Below are 17,900 nucleotides of genomic sequence, written 5' to 3' on the forward strand. Positions count from 1 at the left end.
CTCCCGTCGTGAAATTATGTCTATACATTATTGCCCGATTTGTGCAATCATTGGAACCGGGAAGAGAGAAGGCAATCCGATGCGCTGTGATACGCTGTGGAAAGACGCAAGGCTCGCGACGATGGCCGACGGCGGCATGGGCGTCGTCGAGCAAGGCGTCGTCGCGGCGCGCGATGGCGCCATCATCTATGCCGGCCCGGCGAACGATGCGCCTGCCTTCGACGCCGCCGAAAGCATCGGCTGCGACGGGCGCTGGATCACCCCGGGGCTGATCGACTGCCACACCCACCTCATCCACGCCGGCAACCGCGCGCAGGAATTCGAGATGCGGCTCGACGGCGCGTCCTACGAAGATATCGCCCGCGCCGGCGGCGGCATCGTGTCGACGATGCGCGCCACGCGCGGCGCGAGCGAGGACGAACTCGTCGCAACCGCCCTGCCCCGCCTCGACGCGCTGCTCGCCGAGGGCGTGACGACGGTCGAGGTCAAGTCGGGCTATGGCCTCGATACCGCCAGCGAAATCCGCATGCTCCGCGCCGCACGGCGGCTCGGCGCCGAACGGCGGGTGCGGATCGCCACGACCTTTCTCGGCGCGCACGCGCTGCCGCCCGAATATGCCGGCGACCCCGATGCCTATATCGCGACGATCGTCGATACGATGCTGCCGGAAATCGCACGGCTCGGCCTTGCCGACGCCGTCGATGCCTTTTGCGAGGGGATCGGCTTCACCGCGGAACAGACGGCCCACGTATTCGAGGCGGCGAAACAGGCCGGCCTGCCCGTCAAACTCCACGCCGAGCAATTGTCGAACCAGCATGGCGCGGCGCTCGCGGCGCAATATGGCGCGCTGTCGGCCGACCACCTCGAATATCTGGGCGATGACGGCGTCGCCGCGATGGCAAAGGCCGGCACCGTCGCAACGCTGCTCCCCGGCGCCTATTATTTCATGCGCGAGACCAAGCTGCCGCCGGTCGACGCGCTGCGCGCCGCGGGCGTACCGATCGCGCTCGCGACCGACTGCAACCCCGGCACCTCGCCGCTGACCTCGCTCCTCCTCGTCATGAACATGGGCGCAACCCTGTTCCGCCTGACCGTTGCCGAATGCCTCGCCGGCGTCACCCGCAATGCCGCGGGCGCGCTGGGCCTCGCCGACCGGATCGGCACGCTCGAAGCCGGCAAGCGCTGCGACCTCGCCATCTGGGACGTCGAACGTCCCGCCGAACTCGTCTATCGCATGGGGCTGAACCCGCTCCATGCCCGCATCTGGAGTGGTCGATGACCGATATCTTGCTTGTTCCCGGCGCCGCATCGCTCGCCGACTGGCGCGCCATCTATCGCGGTGCCGCCGCGCGGCTCGACCCCGCGTCGGCGCCCGGGATCGCTGAAAGCGCCGCCGCCGTCGGCCGTATCCTCGCGCATGGCGAGCCCGTCTACGGGATCAACACCGGCTTCGGGAAACTCGCCAGCGTCCGCATCGACGACGCCGATCTCGCAACGCTGCAGCGGAACATCGTCCTCAGCCATGCCGCAGGGGTCGGCGACCCGTCGCCGGTGCCGGTGATCCGCCTGATGATGGCGCTGAAACTCGCCAGCCTCGCGCAGGGTGCATCGGGGGTCCGCCCCGAAACCGTCGCCCTGCTCGAAGCGATGCTCGTCCACGGCCTGACCCCCGTCATCCCAGCGCAAGGCTCGGTCGGCGCCAGCGGAGATCTCGCCCCGCTCTCGCACATGGCGGTGACGATGATCGGCATGGGCGAGATTTTCGTCGGGGACGAGCGGCTTCCCGCCGCCGACGCGCTCGCCCGCGCCGGACTCGCGCCGATCACCCTCGCGGCGAAGGAAGGGCTCGCCCTGCTCAACGGCACGCAATTCTCGACCGCCAATGCGCTCGCGGGATTGTTCGAGGCCGAATTGCTGTTCCGCTCGGCGCTGGTCACCGGCGCGCTGTCGACCGAGGCCGCCAAAGGCTCCGACACCCCGTTCGATCCGCGCATCCACGACCTGCGCCGTCATCGCGGGCAGATCGAGGTCGCGGCGGCGCTGCGCGGCCTGATGGCCGGATCGCCGATCCGCGCGAGCCACCTCGAAAACGACGCCCGCGTGCAGGACCCCTATTGCCTCCGCTGCCAGCCGCAGGTGATGGGCGCCGCGCTCGACGTGCTGCGTCAGGCGGCGGCGACGCTGGAGATCGAGGCCAATGGCGTCTCCGACAATCCCCTGATCTTCCCCGACACCGACGAAGCCTTGTCGGGCGGCAATTTTCATGCCGAACCCGTCGCTTTCGCCGCCGACATGATCGCGCTGGCGATCTGCGAGATCGGCTCGATTTCCGAACGCCGCATCGCGATGCTCGTCGACCCCGCGCTGTCGGGCCTCCCCGCCTTCCTGACCCCGAAGCCGGGGCTCAATTCGGGGTTCATGATCCCGCAGGTCACCGCCGCCGCGCTGGTCAGCGAGAACAAGCAACAGGCCTATCCTGCCAGCGTCGATTCGATCCCGACCTCGGCCAATCAGGAAGACCATGTCTCGATGGCCGCGCACGGCGCGCGCCGCCTGCACGCCATGGCGCGCAATGCCATTGCCGTCGTCGCGATCGAATGGCTCGCCGCGGCGCAGGGCGTCGACTTCCACGCGCCGCTGCAATCGAGCCCGGCGCTCGAACGCGCGCACCGCCTGCTCCGCGACGCCGTGCCGACGCTCGCCGACGACCGCCATTTCCATCCCGATATCGAGGCGGCAAATGCCCTGATCCGCTCGGGCGCGCTCGCCGCGACCGCCGATGGCGCCTTGCCCGGTATCGCATGACCGGCTGGCTCGACATCAGGCGCGGCGAAGCGCCGCTGGCGATCGCCTTTCCGCACGGCGGCACCGGGCTTGCAGGGCTCGACGAACAATATGTTTCGCCCTGGCTTGCGCAGCTCGATACCGACTGGTGGATCGCCGACCTCTACGCCTTCGCCGCCGATCTGGGGGCCACGCTGGTCGCCACGGACATCTCGCGCAGTGTCATCGACATGAATCGCGATCCGTCGGGCGCCTCGCTCTACCCCGGGCAGGCGACGACCGAGCTTTGCCCGACGACGACCTTCGACGGCGATCCGCTCTATCGCTTCGGCGAACCCGACGAGGCGGAAATCATGCAGCGTCTGAACCTCTACCACCGCCCCTATCATGAGGCGCTGGAGGCGGAACTCGCCCGCCTGCGCGCGCTTCACGGCCGCGTCGTCCTCTACGACGCCCACTCGATCCGCAGCCATGTTCCGCGGCTGTTCGACGGCGAACTGCCGCAGTTCAACATCGGCACCAACGGCGGCGCCACTTGCGATCCCGCGCTCGAAACCACCGTCGCGGCGATCTGCGCGACCAGCGGCCGCAGCCATGTCGTCAACGGCCGCTTCAAGGGCGGCTGGACGACGCGCCACTACGGCCGCCCCGACGAGGGTATCCACGCGATCCAGATGGAACTCGCGCAGCGCGGCTACATGGCCGAGCCCGCCGAACTCACCGACGCCAACTGGCCCTCTTCCCTCGACCCCCGCCCCGCGATCCGGCCCGTGCTCGAACAGGTGATCGCCGCGACCCTCGACTTTGCGAAAGGACAAGCATGACCACCCGTCTCGACAACAGCCGGATCATCAAGGCGCCCACCGGCACCGAACTCAACGCGAAAAGCTGGCTCACCGAAGCGCCGCTGCGCATGTTGATGAACAATCTGCATCCCGACGTCGCCGAGCGCCCCGAGGAACTCGTCGTCTATGGCGGCATCGGCCGCGCCGCGCGCGACTGGGAAAGCTATGACCGGATCGTCGAGACGCTGAAGCGGCTCGAAAGCGACCAGACGCTGCTCGTCCAGTCGGGCAAGCCCGTCGGCGTGTTCCGCACCCACGCCGACGCCCCGCGCGTGCTGATCGCGAACAGCAACCTCGTGCCGCATTGGGCGAACTGGGACCATTTCAACGAACTCGATAAGCGCGGGCTCGCGATGTACGGCCAGATGACTGCGGGGTCGTGGATCTATATCGGTACGCAGGGTATCGTGCAGGGGACCTACGAAACCTTCGTCGAGATGGGCCGCCAGCATTATGGCGGCGATCTCGCGGGCAAATGGCTGCTCACCGCCGGGCTCGGCGGCATGGGCGGCGCCCAGCCGCTCGCCGCGGTGATGGCGGGTGCCTCGTGCCTCGCGATCGAATGCCAGCCGAGCCGCATCGAAATGCGCCTGCGCACCGGCTATCTCGACGCCTCGGCGACGACGATCGAGGAAGCGATGGCGATCATCGAAAAGAGCTGCGCCGAGAAGAAGCCCGTTTCGGTCGGCCTGCTCGGCAACGCCGCCGAGCTCCTCCCCGAACTTTATGCTCGCGGCATCCGCCCCGACCTCTTGACCGACCAGACCAGCGCGCACGATCCGGTCAACGGCTACCTGCCCGAGGGCTGGAGCGTCGCCGAATGGATCGAAAAGCGCGAAAGCGACCCGCAGGCGGTAGCGAAGGCCGCCAAGGCATCGATGGCGAAGCATGTCCGTTCGATGCTCGATTTTCAGGCGGCGGGCGTGCCGACGACCGATTACGGCAACAATATCCGCCAGGTCGCCAAGGACGAGGGCGTCGAAAATGCCTTCGACTTCCCCGGCTTCGTCCCCGCCTATATCCGCCCGCTCTTCTGCCGCGGCGTCGGCCCGTTCCGCTGGGCGGCGCTGTCGGGCGATCCCGAGGATATCTTCAAGACCGACGCCAAGGTCAAGGAGTTGCTGCCCGACAATGCGCATCTCCACCGCTGGCTCGACATGGCGCGCGAGAAAATCCACTTTCAGGGCCTGCCCGCGCGCATTTGCTGGGTCGGGCTCGGCGACCGCCACCGGCTCGGCCTCGCGTTCAACGAGATGGTGGCAAACGGCGAACTCAAGGCCCCCGTCGTCATCGGCCGCGACCATCTCGATTCGGGCTCGGTCGCCTCGCCGAACCGCGAGACCGAAGCGATGCGCGACGGCAGCGATGCGGTCAGCGACTGGCCGTTACTCAATGCCCTCCTCAACACCGCCAGCGGCGCGACCTGGGTGTCGCTGCACCATGGCGGCGGCGTCGGCATGGGCTTTTCGCAGCACAGCGGCATGGTGATTGTCGCCGACGGCACGCCCGAAGCTGCCGCGCGGCTCGAACGCGTGCTGTGGAACGACCCCGCAACCGGCGTCATGCGCCACGCCGACGCAGGCTATGACATCGCGCTCGACCATGCCCGCGCCAAGCAACTGGACCTGCCCGGCATCCTCGGGTGACGGGCATCCGGCTCTTGCGGGCGAACGGGCGCAAGGCTCGTCCGTGGCGAAACGGCGGCGGCACAACCAGCGACGTCGCCATTTACCCGGTGGGCGCGGGCGATGACGATTTCCTCTGGCGCGCAAGCATCGCGACGATCGCGTCCGCCGGGCCTTTCTCGACCTTCGCCGGGGTCGACCGCCTCCTGCTGCTGCTTGAGGGCACGCTGGACCTGACGATCGACGGACCGGGCGACCGTCGCCTTCGGCCCGGCGACCCTGCGCTCGCCTTCGCAGGCGAAACCGCCGTGACGGCCGCGCCGCGCGATGGACCGGTCCGCGTCCTCAACATCATGGTCCGGCGCGCCGCCATGCGCGCCGAACTGGATCGTTGCACGCTGGTAGCGCCGGGCACCGCCAACGCGACCTTGTTGTTCGCGACAGAAAGAACCACGGTGCGCCAAGCTGCGAAAGCCTTCGATCTGGAACCCTATGATGCGCTGCTGATCGACGCCGGACACCTTGGCGAGCTCGATATCGAGCCTCCCGTGGTTGCGGCATCTTTATTCGATACCTGCTGAATATCGCAGTCCAAGATATTGGATTTAATTAAAAGATCACAGCAATGACAAAATCCGCGCAGCGGGGGTTAACCTCGCTCCAACGATTGGCTAGTTAGGACGCCATCATGCGTTTGGCGACGATCACCAACTGGGCCTATGGCGCCACGGTCCTGCTGACGATCGTGTCGAGCACGACGATGATCCTTGCCTCGAACGCGCAGGAGCATGAGCGTACGGCAGTCGAGCAACGCTATGCGCTCGACAAGGCGACCGCCGAACTCGGCACCGACATCTATGCGCTAAGCGACCGGGCACGCCAGTTCGTCAACACCGGCGACCCGACCTATTTGGCCGCTTACCGCAGCGAAGTCGCCGCGCTCGAAGCCGTTGAAGATCGCATCCGTCATATCGGCGACGCCGGCGCCACGACCGGTGAGCTCGATGCGCTGAAGAAGGCCGTCACACTCGCCGATACGCTGCACGACGAACAGCAAACGGCGCTGACCGCGCAGGAAAACGGCAATGGCGCGCTCGCCCGCCAGATCTTGTTCGGGGCCGAATATGAACGGCAGCTCGATCGCGCCGAGCTGGAGGTCCAGCGCTTCCAGGACCGGCTCGACAGCCGCATCGAAGCGCAGGTCCGCGACGCCACCGAAATTTCGCAGCTCTGGAAGCGCATCTCGGAAGTCGTGCTAGCGCTGACCGCGCTCCTCGTCCTTTGCGTACTCTATTTCGTCTTCAAGCAGCGGGTGCTCCACCCGGTGGTCAAGCTCAGCGACGTCGTCAACCGGCTCGCGGTGCAGGATTTCGCCGCCGAACCCCCCGAAGTCAGCCATATCGACGAGATCGGCGACATGGCGCAGGCGATCCGCATCTTTCGCGAGAACGGCCTCGAACGCCAGCGGCTCGAAGCCGAACGCGACGCCGACCGGACGATGCGCGACCTGCTGTCGCGGATGACGCAGCGGATGCAGGGGTGCGACTCGCTCCACGACCTCAAGGAAATCGTCCAGCGCTTCGTGCCCGAGATCGCGCCCGCCATGCCCGGGCGGCTTTATCTGCTCGACCCTCAGCGGAACCTTGTCGTCGAGGCGTGCAGCTGGCTGGGCCCGGTGCAGTCGGGCACGCAATTTTCGGCGCTGTCGTGCTGGGCGCTCCGCCGCGGACTCCGCCATCGGCCGGCGGGCGATAATGTCGATGTTCCCTGCGACCATGTAACATGGGATGCGGCGCATCCGGTCGACACCCTGTGCCTGCCGCTCACCGCGCAGCGCGAGACGCTGGGCCTCCTCTATTTCGAAATGCCGGCCGGCGGCGCTGCGGGCGCAGCACAGCTCATCTATTTCGACATGCTCGCCGAAAATATCGGTCTGGCGATCGCCAATCTGCAACTTCGCGACACGCTGCGCGAAATGGCAATGGCGGATTCGCTCACCGGGCTCGCCAATCGCCGCCAGCTCGGCCCCGCGCTCGAAACGCAGATCGCGCAAGCCGAGCGCCTCGGCGAGCCGCTCGGCTGCCTGATGATCGATGTCGATCATTTCAAGCGCTTCAACGATGTCCATGGTCACGAGGCCGGCGACGCCGTTCTCCGCGCCGTCGGACAGGTGCTCGCCAATGTGACGCGCGAAACCGGGCTGGCCTTCCGCTATGGCGGCGAGGAATTTCTGGTCTTGCTGCCGACACTGTCGGCCGTTCAGGCCGAAGAACGCGCCGAGGATATTCGCGCGCGCATCGCGGCGCTACGGCTGGGCCATGGCGACGCCGATCTGGGGCCCGTCACGATTTCGGTCGGCATCGCCGTTGCGCCCGACCATTGCGCCTACGACCGTCTTGTCCGAACCGCCGACGCCGCCCTTTTGCGCGCCAAGACGCTCGGCCGCGATCGCGTTGAAATGGCGAAATTGCGCAACGCAGCCAGCGCATAAGCGCCCCGCAACGACTCGACTAAAACCACAAATCGCGGACGCGGCGGCTGTCGGACGGCAGGTCGTCGAAGCTGTCGAGGCCGTCGAAATGATCGATCGGCAGGTCCGCTACTGCGTCGGGTGGCGCGAGGCGGATATTGACGGCCATCCGGCGGCGCCCGTCCGCTTCGAGCCGCAATCCGCGCCAGCACAGCACGCTGCCGCAGGTCGGACAGAAATGGATTTCGAGCGCCGGATCGGCTTTGCCGGGCCGCGTGAACGACCGTGTGCTCCCCGACAGGACGATCCGTTCATTCTCGTAATCATAGGCCCACAGCGCTCCGTAGCGGCGGCAAAGCGTGCAGTTGCACGCCGTGATCGATCCCGGATCGCCCTTCAGCGTCCACGCCGCATCGCCGCACGCACAGGTCCCTTGCAGGACGGCGGCGTCACTCAATTGACCATCCGCTCATAGCCCTCCCAATAGGGCGCGCGCAGGTCCTTGCGCAAAATCTTCCCGCTCGCGTTACGCGGCAGCGCGTCGATCACATCGACGCTGCGCGGGGCTTTGAAGGCTGCAATACGATCGCGCGCCCACGCGATGATGTCAGCTTCCTCGACGGTCATGCCGGGTTTCGCAACGCACACCGCCTTCACCGTCTCGCCCCATTTCGCGTCGGGGATGCCGATCACCGCGACCTCCTGCACTGCGGGGTGGCCGAAGATCGCGCTCTCGACTTCGGCCGGATAGACATTCTCGCCGCCCGAGATGATCATGTCCTTCATCCGGTCATGGATGAACAGATAGCCGTCGTCGTCGAGATAGCCGGCATCGCCGGTGTGGATCCAGCCGTCGGCGGTCATCGTCTTCGCCGTCGCGTCGGGCAGGTTCCAGTAACCGATCATATTGTTCGAGGAACGGGTGACGACCTCGCCCACCTCGCCCTGCGGCACATCGTCGCCGTCCGGCCCGAGGATGCGCACCTCGACGCCCGGCAGCGGTTTGCCTGCAGAACGCATGCGCGCATTGCCCTCGGGATCATGGTCTTCGGGCGGCAGCATACAGATGGTGCCCGTCGTCTCGGTCATGCCATAGGCCTGGATGAACTGCGCGCCGAACATCTTGATGCACTGGCGTAGCAGTTCGAGCGGGATCGGCGCCGCGCCATAGAGGATATATTTGAGCCGGCTGTAATCGACGCTGGCGCAGCGCGGGTGGAGGAGCAGCATCTGAAGCGCCGCAGGGACGATGAAGAAGCGCGTCACGCCATGCTGCTCGACCGCGTCGAACACGCCGTCGGGATTGAATTCGGCAAGCACGACGCCCGGCAGGCCCGACACCAGCGCCATGACGCCGAGCCCGGTGCCGCCAATATGCGCGCACGGCATTGCGACAAGCACCGCCTCGTCATCCTCCCATTTGGTATAGGCGAGGTCGCTGTCGGCCGAATGCTTGCGCAGCGCGAACAGATTATGGTTCGACAGCACCGCGCCCTTGGGGTTGCCCGTCGTGCCCGAGGTATAGAGCTGGAGCACCGCGTCGTCGCGCCCCGAAGGCTCGAACGGCGCGCGCACGGCGCCGTCGATCATCGCACGTGCTTCGCCGGCGCCGACGATCCGTGCATCGTGCGCCAGCTTGCCGGCAAGCTGCTCCGGAACCGCCTCGAACCCCGGGCCCGTAAAGACGATCTTCGCCCGCGTGTCGTTGACGATGAATGCCCATTCGGCAGGCGACAGCCGCCAGCCGATCGGCGCCATCACGATGCCGGCGCGGGCAGCACCGAAGAAGAGCGTGAAGTAGAGATCGCTGTTCTTGCCGATCCACGCGACCCGGTCGCCCTTTACCAGTCCCGCGGCCAGCAACGCACTTGCAACACGCGCCGTACGATCTTCGAGTTCGGCATAATTATAGACCCGGTCCTCCTCGCGCAGCGCCAGCCGTTCGGGCCGGTCCTCGGCCCAGTGCGTGATAAACTCGTCGAAGGTAAAAAGGTCCGAAACGTCGCGGGCCATCGTATCGCTCTCCTCGAATCGCGTCGTTTTCGCGCAATTGCAGGCAAGGCTAGCGGCTGCGCGCCGCAGGTAAAGCGCCGATGCGCCGCCCTGTCAGGTCCGTCAGGTGTGGCGGAACAGCAGCATCAGGTTGTTCGCAGGCATTGCTCGGCGTTCGGCAAAGGCCAACCCCGCCGCCGCCGCGGCTTCCTTCACAGCCGCCGTATCGCGCAAACCCCATGCAGGATTGCGAGCACGCAGGCTCGCGTCAAAGGCAAGATTGCTTTCGGCAGTCGGCACATCGGCCTCGACATAGGGGCCATAAAGGATCAGCGGCGCGCCGGACGACAAAAAGCCGCGCCGCGCCCGCCAATAGCCCGGCCGTCGCTTCCCAGGGGCTGATATGCACCATGTTGATGCAGAGCACCGCATCCGCCACCGCAAGCGGCCAGTCGGGCGCCGCGGCATCGAGCGGTAGCGGCGGAGCGATGTTGGCAAGCCCGGCCTCGGCACTCCACGCCGCGATCGAAGTCAGCGCCGCGGGATCGGGGTCGCTCGGCTGCCAGCGCAGCCCGGGAAAGGCCGCCGCGAAATAGACGACATGCTCGCCCGATCCGCTTGCAACCTCCAGCACCGTCCCCTGCGCGGGCAGCCAGTCGGCGAGTACTGCGGCGATCGCGTCGCGGTTGCGCACGGTAGCGGGCGCGTGACGCTTGTCGGCGCTTCCGCCCTCGCCCGGCGTCCAGGGCTTCGCGGTCACGCCGCCTTGCTCGAAGCCCGGGCGCGGCGTTCGCGGACGATCAGCCACAGGAACAAGCCCACCGGCCCCGCCATCAGGGTCAGGAACAGGAAGGGAAATTGCACGATGCGGCTGAAGCCCTTCTGGTCGGCGTCGCGGGCGATCCACATGCCGGTGAACAGGTCGAAGGCGAGGTAATGCACCCATCCCAGAGTCGCGCCGCCCGGGGTGTCGAACAGCTTCATCACTCCCGCCAGCGTCGTGAAATCGCCGCCGCCGCTGCCGCCCGGGTCGATCCCGCCGGTCAGGAAACCTGCGATCAGGATCGTATAGACAAGGCAGAGCAGGAACACCCCGGCATAAAGGATGAGCGCGAGGATCTTCGGCCCGCGCGGCGCAAAAGCCAGCGCCGCCCAGCCGACGAACGCCCAATAGTTGAACAACAGGAACAGCGTATCCCAGCTCATCGATCTTCCCCCGATTTCTAGATCAGCCTGCCAAGGCCGAACAACATTATGCCCGCGAACAGGGCGATCAGGCTGGTAACGATGATCAACATGGTGATCCGCACCGCCGACTGCCGCCGTGTCGCCCAGAAAGCAGCCGCCGTGCCGCAACCGAAGGCAAAGAGCGGCGCGTAGAGAAAGGCCCAGTCATAGCTGAACTCGCGGCGGACGCGGACCATCTCCCACTGTTCGACGACAAGGCCGTAGAGCATGATCGCGGCGCCAGGCGACGATGAAGCTCGTCACGAACAGCGTGCCCGCGAGCAGGCAGCCGCCGGCGCGGCGACGGATATCGTCGGGAGCGGGATCGGGGATCAGTGTCGACATCGAATCGAAAACCCCGCCCCGGCCATCATGCATCCCCTATTCAGCGATATATCGCCATGGACCGGCAGGCGTATCACGATGCCAGATGGTAAAAAAGGGCGATGCAGGAAGCAGCGCGTCGGCTGCCAATGCGGGCGGGCGCCGCTTCGGCACGATGCGACCGAAGCTGATACCGAGGTCGCCCGACGCGGCGACGATTGCGAAATCGGGACCCCAGTCGATCGCCTGCCCGGGCTGCGCTTCGGGATCGAAACCCGCCGCAATCGCGGCGCCCCCTTCGGTGAAGGAGGCACCGGCGCCCATGTTGATCGCATCGGCATGGCCATATTCGGCAAAGGCCGGCCCGACCCCGATAACCTGCGCTTTCGCCGCAAAGGCGCGCTCGGCCGCGAGCAGGCTGGCAAGCGCGTCCGCCCCTCCCTCGCTCTGCCATCCATCGGCCTTCGGCATGCCGAGCGCGCGAAAATCCTTCCCCACCGCGCCTTCGGGCCGCGGCGCGCGCTTATAGGCCAGAGCGCGCCAGCCATCGGGGGTGCGTCCCCAATAGGCCAGATATTTGCCGGGCTGCGTCGCACCATCGGGCTGGGTGACGATGACATATCCCGCGGTGAAACCATTCTGCCCGTCGGCGGAAATACCGCCGCGCACCGGAAACCAGCCGATGCGTGCGCCGCTCGCCGCGGGATTTGACCGCAGATAGGCGATAATCTCGTCCCGCGAACGGAGAAAAGGCTTGTCCCCGCGCGCCGGCATGATCGCATCTGCGGCGAGCATCGCACCGATCGCGTCGGGCAAGAGCGTGCCTTCCGCGGCCACCGCGAGAGCACGGTCGGCCGCGACCATCTCGGAAAGCGCCGCCGCGGGATCAGGCGCAACGGCGCTGGTCGTCGCCGGCGCCTGCGCGGTCACCGGAACCGCTGCGAGCGCCGCCACATATATTGCCCACTGCCGCATAGTCCCCTCCGCTTCATGCCGGCGAAGGACGCAAATGCCTTCAGCCGCCGCCGATCTCGCTCGCCACCGGCACGCCCGGCGCGACGTCGGGCTCGCTCCACGCCAGCACCGGTTTGCGCGCCGCCGCCGTTTCGTCGAGCCGCGCGCGCGGTGCGAAATGCGGCGCCGACTTCAGCACCGGATCGCCGTTCTTCGCGCGGAGCGCAATGCTGCGCAGCGCGCCGACGAACTGGTCTAGCACCGCCTTGCTTTCGGTCTCGGTCGGTTCGACCAACATCGCGCCATGGACGACAAGCGGGAAATAGACCGTCATCGGATGATAGCCCTCGTCGATCAGCCCCTTGGCGATGTCGAGCGTCGAGAAGCCTTCGGCAAGCCCGCGGTCGCTGAATAAGGCTTCGTGCATGCACGGCCCCGAGCCGCCGAACGGCGCATCGAGCACATCGTCGAGGCTGCGCAGCAGATAATTGGCGTTCAGCACCGCATCCTCGGCAACCTGTTTGAGCCCGTCGGCGCCGTGGCTCAGGATATAGGTCAGCGCGCGGGTGAACATGCCCATCTGGCCGTGAAACGCGGTCATCCGGCCAAAGGTCTGCGGATGATCCTCGCCGGCGCTTTCCTCTTCGATCAGACGGAAACCGCCGTCCGCCTGCTTCGTCACGAAGGGCAGCGGCGCGAACGGCGCCAGCGCTTCGGACAGCACGACCGGGCCCGAGCCCGGCCCGCCGCCGCCGTGCGGAGTGGAAAAGGTCTTGTGCAGGTTGATGTGCATCGCGTCGACGCCAAGGTCGCCGGGGCGGACGCGGCCGACGATCGCGTTGAAGTTGGCGCCGTCGCAATAGACATAGCCGCCCGCCGCGTGAACCGCATCGGAGATCGCCTTCATGTCGCGCTCGAACAGCCCGCAGGTGTTCGGGTTGGTGACCATCACCCCCGCGACGTCGGGCCCGAGGCGTGCCTTCAGCGCCGCCAGATCGACGCGACCCTCGGCGGTCGCGGGAATATCCTCGACGGTGAAGCCGGCGAACGCAGCGGTCGCGGGATTGGTGCCGTGCGCGCTTTCGGGAACGAGCAGCACGCGCCGATCCTCGCCGCGCGCTTCGAGTGCCGCCTTGATGCACAGGATGCCGCAAAGCTCGCCATGCGCGCCGGCCTTCGGGGACATCGCGACGCTGTGCATACCGGTCAGCGTCACCAGCCACTCGGCCAGCTCGTGGATCACCGCATAGGCACCCTGCACCGTCTCCTGCGGCTGCAGCGGATGCGCATCGGCGAAGCCCGCCATCCGCGCGACCTTTTCGTTGAGCCGCGGGTTATGCTTCATCGTGCAGCTTCCGAGCGGGAAAAGCCCTAGGTCGATCGCATAATTCTGCCGCGACAGGCGGGTATAGTGACGCACCGTTTCGGACTCGCTGAGCCCGGGCAGGCCGATCGGCGCGGTGCGCGCGAGCGCGCCGAGATCGCTGGCAGGCGCCGCCTCGTCGAAATCGACGCCGGTCGTATCGTTCGACCCGATCTCGAAGATCAGCGGCTCTTCCAGCATCAGCGCGCGGTTGCCGGTGAAGGTGACATTGTCATCGGCACCACCGGCGGCGTTCATTTCGGGGCGCCATCCGGCGCGGTTGAGCGCGGTCATGCCAGCACCTCCTTCAGGGCGGTCGCAAAGGCGGCAATATCCGCCTCGGTGACGGTTTCGGTGACCGCGACGACCAGGCCATTTTCCAGTGCCGCGTTGTCGGGATAAAGGCGTCCGAGCGAGACCCCGCCGAGGATATCCTTTTCCGCGAGCTTGTGGATCACGGGGCGGGCCGCCGTCGGCAGCAGCAGCGTGAACTCGTTGAAGAAGCTCTCGTTCAGCACCGATATGCCGGGGAGCTTCGCCAGCTCCGCCGCCGCCAACTTTGCCCGACCATGGTTGATCGCCGCAAGCTGGCGCAACCCGGCTTCGCCGAGCAAGGTCATGTGAATGCTGAATGCCAGCGCACAAAGGCCTGAGTTCGTGCAGATATTGCTCGTCGCCTTTTCGCGGCGAATATGCTGCTCGCGCGTCGACAGCGTCAGCACGAAGCCGCGCTTGCCATTGGCATCGACCGTCTCGCCGCACAGACGACCCGGCATCTGGCGGACATATTTGGCCTTGCACGCAAACAGCCCGACATAGGGCCCGCCGAACTGGAGCCCGACGCCGAGCGACTGGCCCTCTCCCACCACGATGTCGGCGCCCATTTCGCCGGGCGACTTGATCAGCCCGAGCGCCACCGGTTCGGTGACCACCGCGATCAGCAGGGCGCCGGCGGCTTGGCATGCGTCGGCCAACGTCGTCATGTCATCGATGCGGCCGAGGATGTCGGGATATTGCACGACGACGCAGCTCGTTTCCTTGTCGATCGCCGCCGCGAGCGCCGCCCAGTCGGTCCCCGCCGCAAGCTCGGGGTCGCCGTCGACCAGCACATCGCCGGTATATTTCGCCATCGTCCGCGCCACGCTGCGATAATGCGGGTGGAGCCCGGTCGACAGCAGCGCCTTGTTCCGCCGCGTCACGCGCCGCGCCATGACGATCGCCTCCCAGCAGGCGGTCGAGCCGTCGTACATCGACGCATTGGCGACATCGGTGCCGAGCAGCCGCGCGACCTGCGACTGGAATTCGAACAGCATCTGCAACGTGCCCTGCGCGATTTCGGGCTGGTACGGCGTATAGGCGGTCAGGAACTCGCCGCGCTGGATGAGATGGTCGACGCTCGCCGGCACATGGTGGCGATAGGCGCCCGCGCCGAGGAAGAAGGGTCCGTCGCCCGCCGCGCGGTTGCGGCGCGAGAGCGCGCCCATATGGCGTTCGACTGCCAGTTCGCTGGCCTGCATCGGCAGCCCCTCGATCGGACCGTTCAGCCGGGCCTCGGCAGGGACGTCGGCGAACAGGTCGTCGATCGACGACGCGCCGATGACGCCGAGCATCGCGCTGCGATCGTCGGGAGTGAGAGGGAGGTAGCGCATATGTTACTCCGGAGAAGAAGCGGGATTTGCAGCCAGAAGCTGCGCAACGTCGGAAAGCGATCCCTGGAAGATCGCGGGGCCGCTGTGGGTGACCTTGACCCACGGGGCGAGCCAGATGCGGAAACCCGCGTCGCGGACACGGCGGCAAAAGGCATAATCGTCGGACAGGAGCGACCGGGTTTCGGGGTCGATCATCGGATAGAAGAAAGCATGAACCTGCTCGCCCAGCCGATGCGCCTGCCGCTCGGCGGGATCGGGACGAAAGGCGGTGTCGGGGTAGCGCGCCCGCATCCCTTCGAGCACGTCGCGGCGGATCAGCATCATCGCGGTTCCGACATGCGCCAGTTCGACGAGATCGGAGAGCGCAAACCCCTGTTCGGGATGGAGGAATTGCAACGCAAACTCGCCCGAGAAACGCGCAAGCTCGCCGGGGTTATCTTTCGCCAGCCCGGCTTCGACCGCACGGGCGACATTCCGCCAGTTGGTCATCCGCCGCGGATAGGCGGCGCCGAGCACCCCGCAGTCGGGGTGGCCGTCCATCGCCCGCACCATCGAAAACACGTCTTCCGCCGTGAAATCGATGTCGGCATCGACGAACAGCAAGTGCGTGCAGTCGCTGGCGAGGAACATCGCCGTCAGCATGTTGCGTGCGCGGGTGATCGACGGCTGATAGAGGATGAACTCGAACCGTACCGGCACCCCCGCCGCCTGCGCCTTCAGCGCGAGGTCGAGCGCGGCGCGGACATAGGTGCCCTGCGCCCCGTCATAGATGGGCGTCGCCACCATCAGGCGGCAATGCGAAAGGGCCGGGCCGGTGTCGGTCACATCGTCTCCCCTTTCCCTCCCACATACGGGAGGGGGTCCGGGTCAAAGGTCGTCGCAGAAGGCCTTGTAAGCCGCCGCGTTCATCAGGCCGTCGAGCTGGCCCTTGTTGGCCAGCGTCATGCGGAAAAACCAGCCTTCGCCCTCGGGGTCCGAGTTGACGAGCGCGGGATCTTCCTCGAGCTGGCCATTGCCTTCGGTGACGGTGCCGTCGACCGGCGCATAGACGTCGCTCGCCGCCTTCACCGATTCGACCACAGCGGCGTCGCCGCCCGCAGTCAGTTCAGCGCCGGTGTCGGGAACCTCGACGAAAACGATGTCGCCGAGCTGGCCCTGTGCGAAATCGGTGATGCCGACGGTCGCGATGTCGCCATCGACGTCGATCCACTCATGCTCTTCGGTATAATAACGCGGCATCGGTCAGCCTCCCTGTTTGCGGACATAATTATGGGGAACGAAGGGCATCGCCGCGACGGTGCAATGCACCCGCTTGCCGCGCACCTCGGCGGCGATCGCCGTGCCGGGCGCCGCGTGGTCGCGGGGGACATAGCCCATGGCGATCGGCGCACCGACGCTCGGCGCAAAGCCGCCCGAAGTCACGATGCCGATTTCGGTGTTGCCGTCGAACAGCTTCGCGCCCTCGCGCACCGGCATTTTACCATCGACGAGCAGGCCGACGCGCTTGCGCGGGCTGCCGTCGGCCAGGTGGCCGAGGATGCGCGCCGCGCCCGGGAAACCGCCCTCTTCGCGGCGGCGCTTGCTGATCGCGAACGCCAGATCGCCTTCGATGGGATCGGTCGTCGGGTCGAGGTCGTGGCCATAGAGCGGCAGGCCGGCTTCGAGGCGCAGGCTGTCGCGCGCGCCGAGGCCGATCGGCTTCACCTCGTCCATCGCGCAGAGCGCGTCGGCAAAAGCTTCGAGTGCCTCGTTCGGCAGCGAAATCTCGTAACCGTCCTCACCGGTATAGCCCGAACGGCTGAGGCCGATCGCATGGCCGTTCCATATCGCGCGCGCCGCCTGCATGAAGACAAGGCCGGCCGCCTCGGGAACCAGCCGCGCGAGCGCCGTCGCCGCCTTCGGTCCCTGCAACGCCAGCAGGCCGTAATCCTCATTGTGATTGAGCGTGATGTCGTCGGGAAGATTTTCGCGCAGATAGCCGATATCGTCCCATTTGACCGCACCGTTGACGACGATGCCAAGCTGGTCGCCTTCATTGGTCACCATCAGGTCGTCGAGAATGCCGCCGTCCTCGCCGAGCAGCAACGAATAGCGCATGCGGCCGGGTTTCAGCGCCGAGATATCGCCAGGGACGAGCGCTTCGAGTGCTTCGGCAACGCCGGCACCCGACAGGCTGATCTGCCCCATATGGCTGACGTCGAACAGGCCCGCATTCTCGCGCGTCCACATATGTTCGGCCATGATGCCTTCATACTGGATCGGCATCCAGTAGCCGGCGAATTCTACCATCCGCGCGCCGCGGTCGCGGTGCCAGGCGTCGAGCGGCAGGGTCGCGGTCGGCACCGCAAACTCTTCGCCCGTCGGTTCATTTTCGGTCATGTCAGTCTCCCGCGGTTGCATGACGAACGCGCAGCCCTCTGCCGCGGTTTGCGTCATGCCCCCTCTGTCACGGGAACCTGAGAGTTTTCCTCCATGAGTGCATGGAGTTACCCCTTCGGTGGTTCCGGCAACCGCCGGAACGCTTTCCAGAGTGTCCGTTCCAGCCAGCGCGGTCCTTTGACCTGAGAGTTTCCGGGGCGGTTGCTCCTTCGGTGGTGGGTGCCGGTTGCCCTGCCCCACGCTCTCCCGCGCGGCCGGTCGAATCCCGTAAGGAACCCGACAGACGCC

Annotated in this window: 16 protein-coding genes, 1 pseudogene and 2 riboswitches; of the genes and pseudogenes, 6 read left to right on the forward strand and 11 right to left on the reverse strand. The window is 66.6% G+C overall.

What is annotated here, in order from left to right; all coding sequences use genetic code 11:
• The first annotated feature begins 79 nt into the window (after positions 1-79).
• The 6 genes from hutI (at position 80) to LH19_RS13465 (ending at position 7,745) form a co-directional block, all read left to right on the forward strand.
• Complete coding sequence (hutI, locus tag LH19_RS13440) at positions 80-1,279, forward strand: imidazolonepropionase (RefSeq protein WP_054728808.1); 1,200 nt, start codon at positions 80-82, stop codon at positions 1,277-1,279.
• Positions 1,276-2,805 carry a histidine ammonia-lyase gene (gene hutH, locus LH19_RS13445; RefSeq protein ID WP_054728809.1) on the forward strand — a complete coding sequence of 510 codons (1,530 nt, stop codon included), beginning with the start codon at positions 1,276-1,278 and terminating at the stop codon, positions 2,803-2,805. The genes hutI and hutH overlap by 4 nt, the downstream gene beginning before the upstream one ends.
• Positions 2,802-3,608 (forward strand): N-formylglutamate deformylase, encoded by an 807-nt coding sequence (gene hutG, locus LH19_RS13450; RefSeq protein ID WP_054728811.1) that lies wholly within the window; start codon positions 2,802-2,804, stop codon positions 3,606-3,608. Before hutH ends, hutG begins: the two co-directional genes overlap by 4 nt.
• Positions 3,605-5,275 (forward strand): urocanate hydratase, encoded by a 1,671-nt coding sequence (gene hutU, locus LH19_RS13455; RefSeq protein WP_054728813.1) that lies wholly within the window; start codon positions 3,605-3,607, stop codon positions 5,273-5,275. The genes hutG and hutU overlap by 4 nt, the downstream gene beginning before the upstream one ends.
• The gene (locus LH19_RS13460; protein WP_054728816.1) at positions 5,272-5,835 is read left to right on the forward strand and encodes a HutD/Ves family protein; all 564 of its coding nucleotides are present in this window, start codon (positions 5,272-5,274) and stop codon (positions 5,833-5,835) included. The genes hutU and LH19_RS13460 overlap by 4 nt, the downstream gene beginning before the upstream one ends.
• 107 nt (positions 5,836-5,942) lie before the next feature.
• Positions 5,943-7,745 carry a diguanylate cyclase gene (locus tag LH19_RS13465; protein ID WP_054728817.1) on the forward strand — a complete coding sequence of 601 codons (1,803 nt, stop codon included), beginning with the start codon at positions 5,943-5,945 and terminating at the stop codon, positions 7,743-7,745.
• A gap of 19 nt (positions 7,746-7,764) precedes the next feature.
• Here the strand turns inward: LH19_RS13465 and LH19_RS13470 are convergent, their stop codons facing one another.
• From LH19_RS13470 to gcvT, 11 genes and pseudogenes are all read right to left on the reverse strand, one after another.
• Positions 7,765-8,181 carry a GFA family protein gene (locus LH19_RS13470; protein WP_054728821.1) on the reverse strand — a complete coding sequence of 139 codons (417 nt, stop codon included), beginning with the start codon at positions 8,179-8,181 and terminating at the stop codon, positions 7,765-7,767.
• Complete coding sequence (locus LH19_RS13475; RefSeq protein WP_054728824.1) at positions 8,178-9,737, reverse strand: fatty acid--CoA ligase; 1,560 nt, start codon at positions 9,735-9,737, stop codon at positions 8,178-8,180. Before LH19_RS13475 ends, LH19_RS13470 begins: the two co-directional genes overlap by 4 nt.
• Before the next feature lie 102 nt (positions 9,738-9,839).
• Positions 9,840-10,476, reverse strand: a pseudogene (locus tag LH19_RS13480) (DUF938 domain-containing protein).
• Entirely contained in the window at positions 10,473-10,922 is a 450-nt protein-coding gene (locus LH19_RS13485; RefSeq protein WP_054728827.1) for an ABA4-like family protein, read from the reverse strand. Before LH19_RS13485 ends, LH19_RS13480 begins: the two are co-directional and overlap by 4 nt.
• A 17-nt stretch (positions 10,923-10,939) precedes the next feature.
• Positions 10,940-11,173 carry a hypothetical protein gene (locus tag LH19_RS13490; RefSeq protein WP_054728829.1) on the reverse strand — a complete coding sequence of 78 codons (234 nt, stop codon included), beginning with the start codon at positions 11,171-11,173 and terminating at the stop codon, positions 10,940-10,942.
• Between the two features lie 151 nt (positions 11,174-11,324).
• On the reverse strand, positions 11,325-12,242 hold the full coding sequence (locus LH19_RS13495) for a hypothetical protein (protein WP_054728831.1): 918 nt from the start codon (positions 12,240-12,242) through the stop codon (positions 11,325-11,327).
• 40 nt (positions 12,243-12,282) lie between these two features.
• Positions 12,283-13,842, reverse strand: coding sequence for an aminomethyl-transferring glycine dehydrogenase subunit GcvPB (gene gcvPB, locus LH19_RS13500; protein ID WP_054733540.1), 1,560 nt, complete (start codon positions 13,840-13,842; stop codon positions 12,283-12,285).
• 32 nt (positions 13,843-13,874) lie between these two features.
• Positions 13,875-15,233 (reverse strand): aminomethyl-transferring glycine dehydrogenase subunit GcvPA, encoded by a 1,359-nt coding sequence (gene gcvPA / locus LH19_RS13505; protein ID WP_054728834.1) that lies wholly within the window; start codon positions 15,231-15,233, stop codon positions 13,875-13,877.
• Between the two features lie 3 nt (positions 15,234-15,236).
• Positions 15,237-16,058 (reverse strand): glycosyltransferase family 2 protein, encoded by an 822-nt coding sequence (locus tag LH19_RS13510; RefSeq protein ID WP_234715929.1) that lies wholly within the window; start codon positions 16,056-16,058, stop codon positions 15,237-15,239.
• Between the two features lie 42 nt (positions 16,059-16,100).
• Positions 16,101-16,472 (reverse strand): glycine cleavage system protein GcvH, encoded by a 372-nt coding sequence (gcvH, locus tag LH19_RS13515; RefSeq protein ID WP_054588443.1) that lies wholly within the window; start codon positions 16,470-16,472, stop codon positions 16,101-16,103.
• A 3-nt stretch (positions 16,473-16,475) separates the two neighbouring features.
• Positions 16,476-17,612, reverse strand: coding sequence for a glycine cleavage system aminomethyltransferase GcvT (gene gcvT / locus LH19_RS13520; protein WP_054733543.1), 1,137 nt, complete (start codon positions 17,610-17,612; stop codon positions 16,476-16,478).
• 54 nt (positions 17,613-17,666) lie between these two features.
• A riboswitch (glycine riboswitch) is annotated at positions 17,667-17,772 on the reverse strand.
• Positions 17,773-17,871: riboswitch (glycine riboswitch) on the reverse strand. It lies immediately after the preceding riboswitch.
• Positions 17,872-17,900 lie beyond the last annotated feature (29 nt).

Origin of the sequence: Sphingopyxis macrogoltabida, assembly GCF_001314325.1 — a bacterium.
Classification (GTDB): domain Bacteria; phylum Pseudomonadota; class Alphaproteobacteria; order Sphingomonadales; family Sphingomonadaceae; genus Sphingopyxis; species Sphingopyxis macrogoltabida.

Coding starts and splice junctions, on each gene's coding strand:
- gcvPB (WP_054733540.1), bottom strand. CDS start 13,842: ATGAACGCCGCCGGTGGTGCCGATGACAATGTCACCTTCACCGGCAAC.
- gcvT (WP_054733543.1), bottom strand. CDS start 17,612: ATGACCGAAAATGAACCGACGGGCGAAGAGTTTGCGGTGCCGACCGCG.
- hutI (WP_054728808.1), top strand. CDS start 80: ATGCGCTGTGATACGCTGTGGAAAGACGCAAGGCTCGCGACGATGGCC.
- hutH (WP_054728809.1), top strand. CDS start 1,276: ATGACCGATATCTTGCTTGTTCCCGGCGCCGCATCGCTCGCCGACTGG.
- LH19_RS13465 (WP_054728817.1), top strand. CDS start 5,943: ATGCGTTTGGCGACGATCACCAACTGGGCCTATGGCGCCACGGTCCTG.
- hutU (WP_054728813.1), top strand. CDS start 3,605: ATGACCACCCGTCTCGACAACAGCCGGATCATCAAGGCGCCCACCGGC.
- gcvPA (WP_054728834.1), bottom strand. CDS start 15,233: ATGCGCTACCTCCCTCTCACTCCCGACGATCGCAGCGCGATGCTCGGC.
- LH19_RS13490 (WP_054728829.1), bottom strand. CDS start 11,173: ATGCTCTACGGCCTTGTCGTCGAACAGTGGGAGATGGTCCGCGTCCGC.
- LH19_RS13495 (WP_054728831.1), bottom strand. CDS start 12,242: ATGCGGCAGTGGGCAATATATGTGGCGGCGCTCGCAGCGGTTCCGGTG.
- LH19_RS13485 (WP_054728827.1), bottom strand. CDS start 10,922: ATGAGCTGGGATACGCTGTTCCTGTTGTTCAACTATTGGGCGTTCGTC.
- gcvH (WP_054588443.1), bottom strand. CDS start 16,472: ATGCCGCGTTATTATACCGAAGAGCATGAGTGGATCGACGTCGATGGC.
- LH19_RS13475 (WP_054728824.1), bottom strand. CDS start 9,737: ATGGCCCGCGACGTTTCGGACCTTTTTACCTTCGACGAGTTTATCACG.
- hutG (WP_054728811.1), top strand. CDS start 2,802: ATGACCGGCTGGCTCGACATCAGGCGCGGCGAAGCGCCGCTGGCGATC.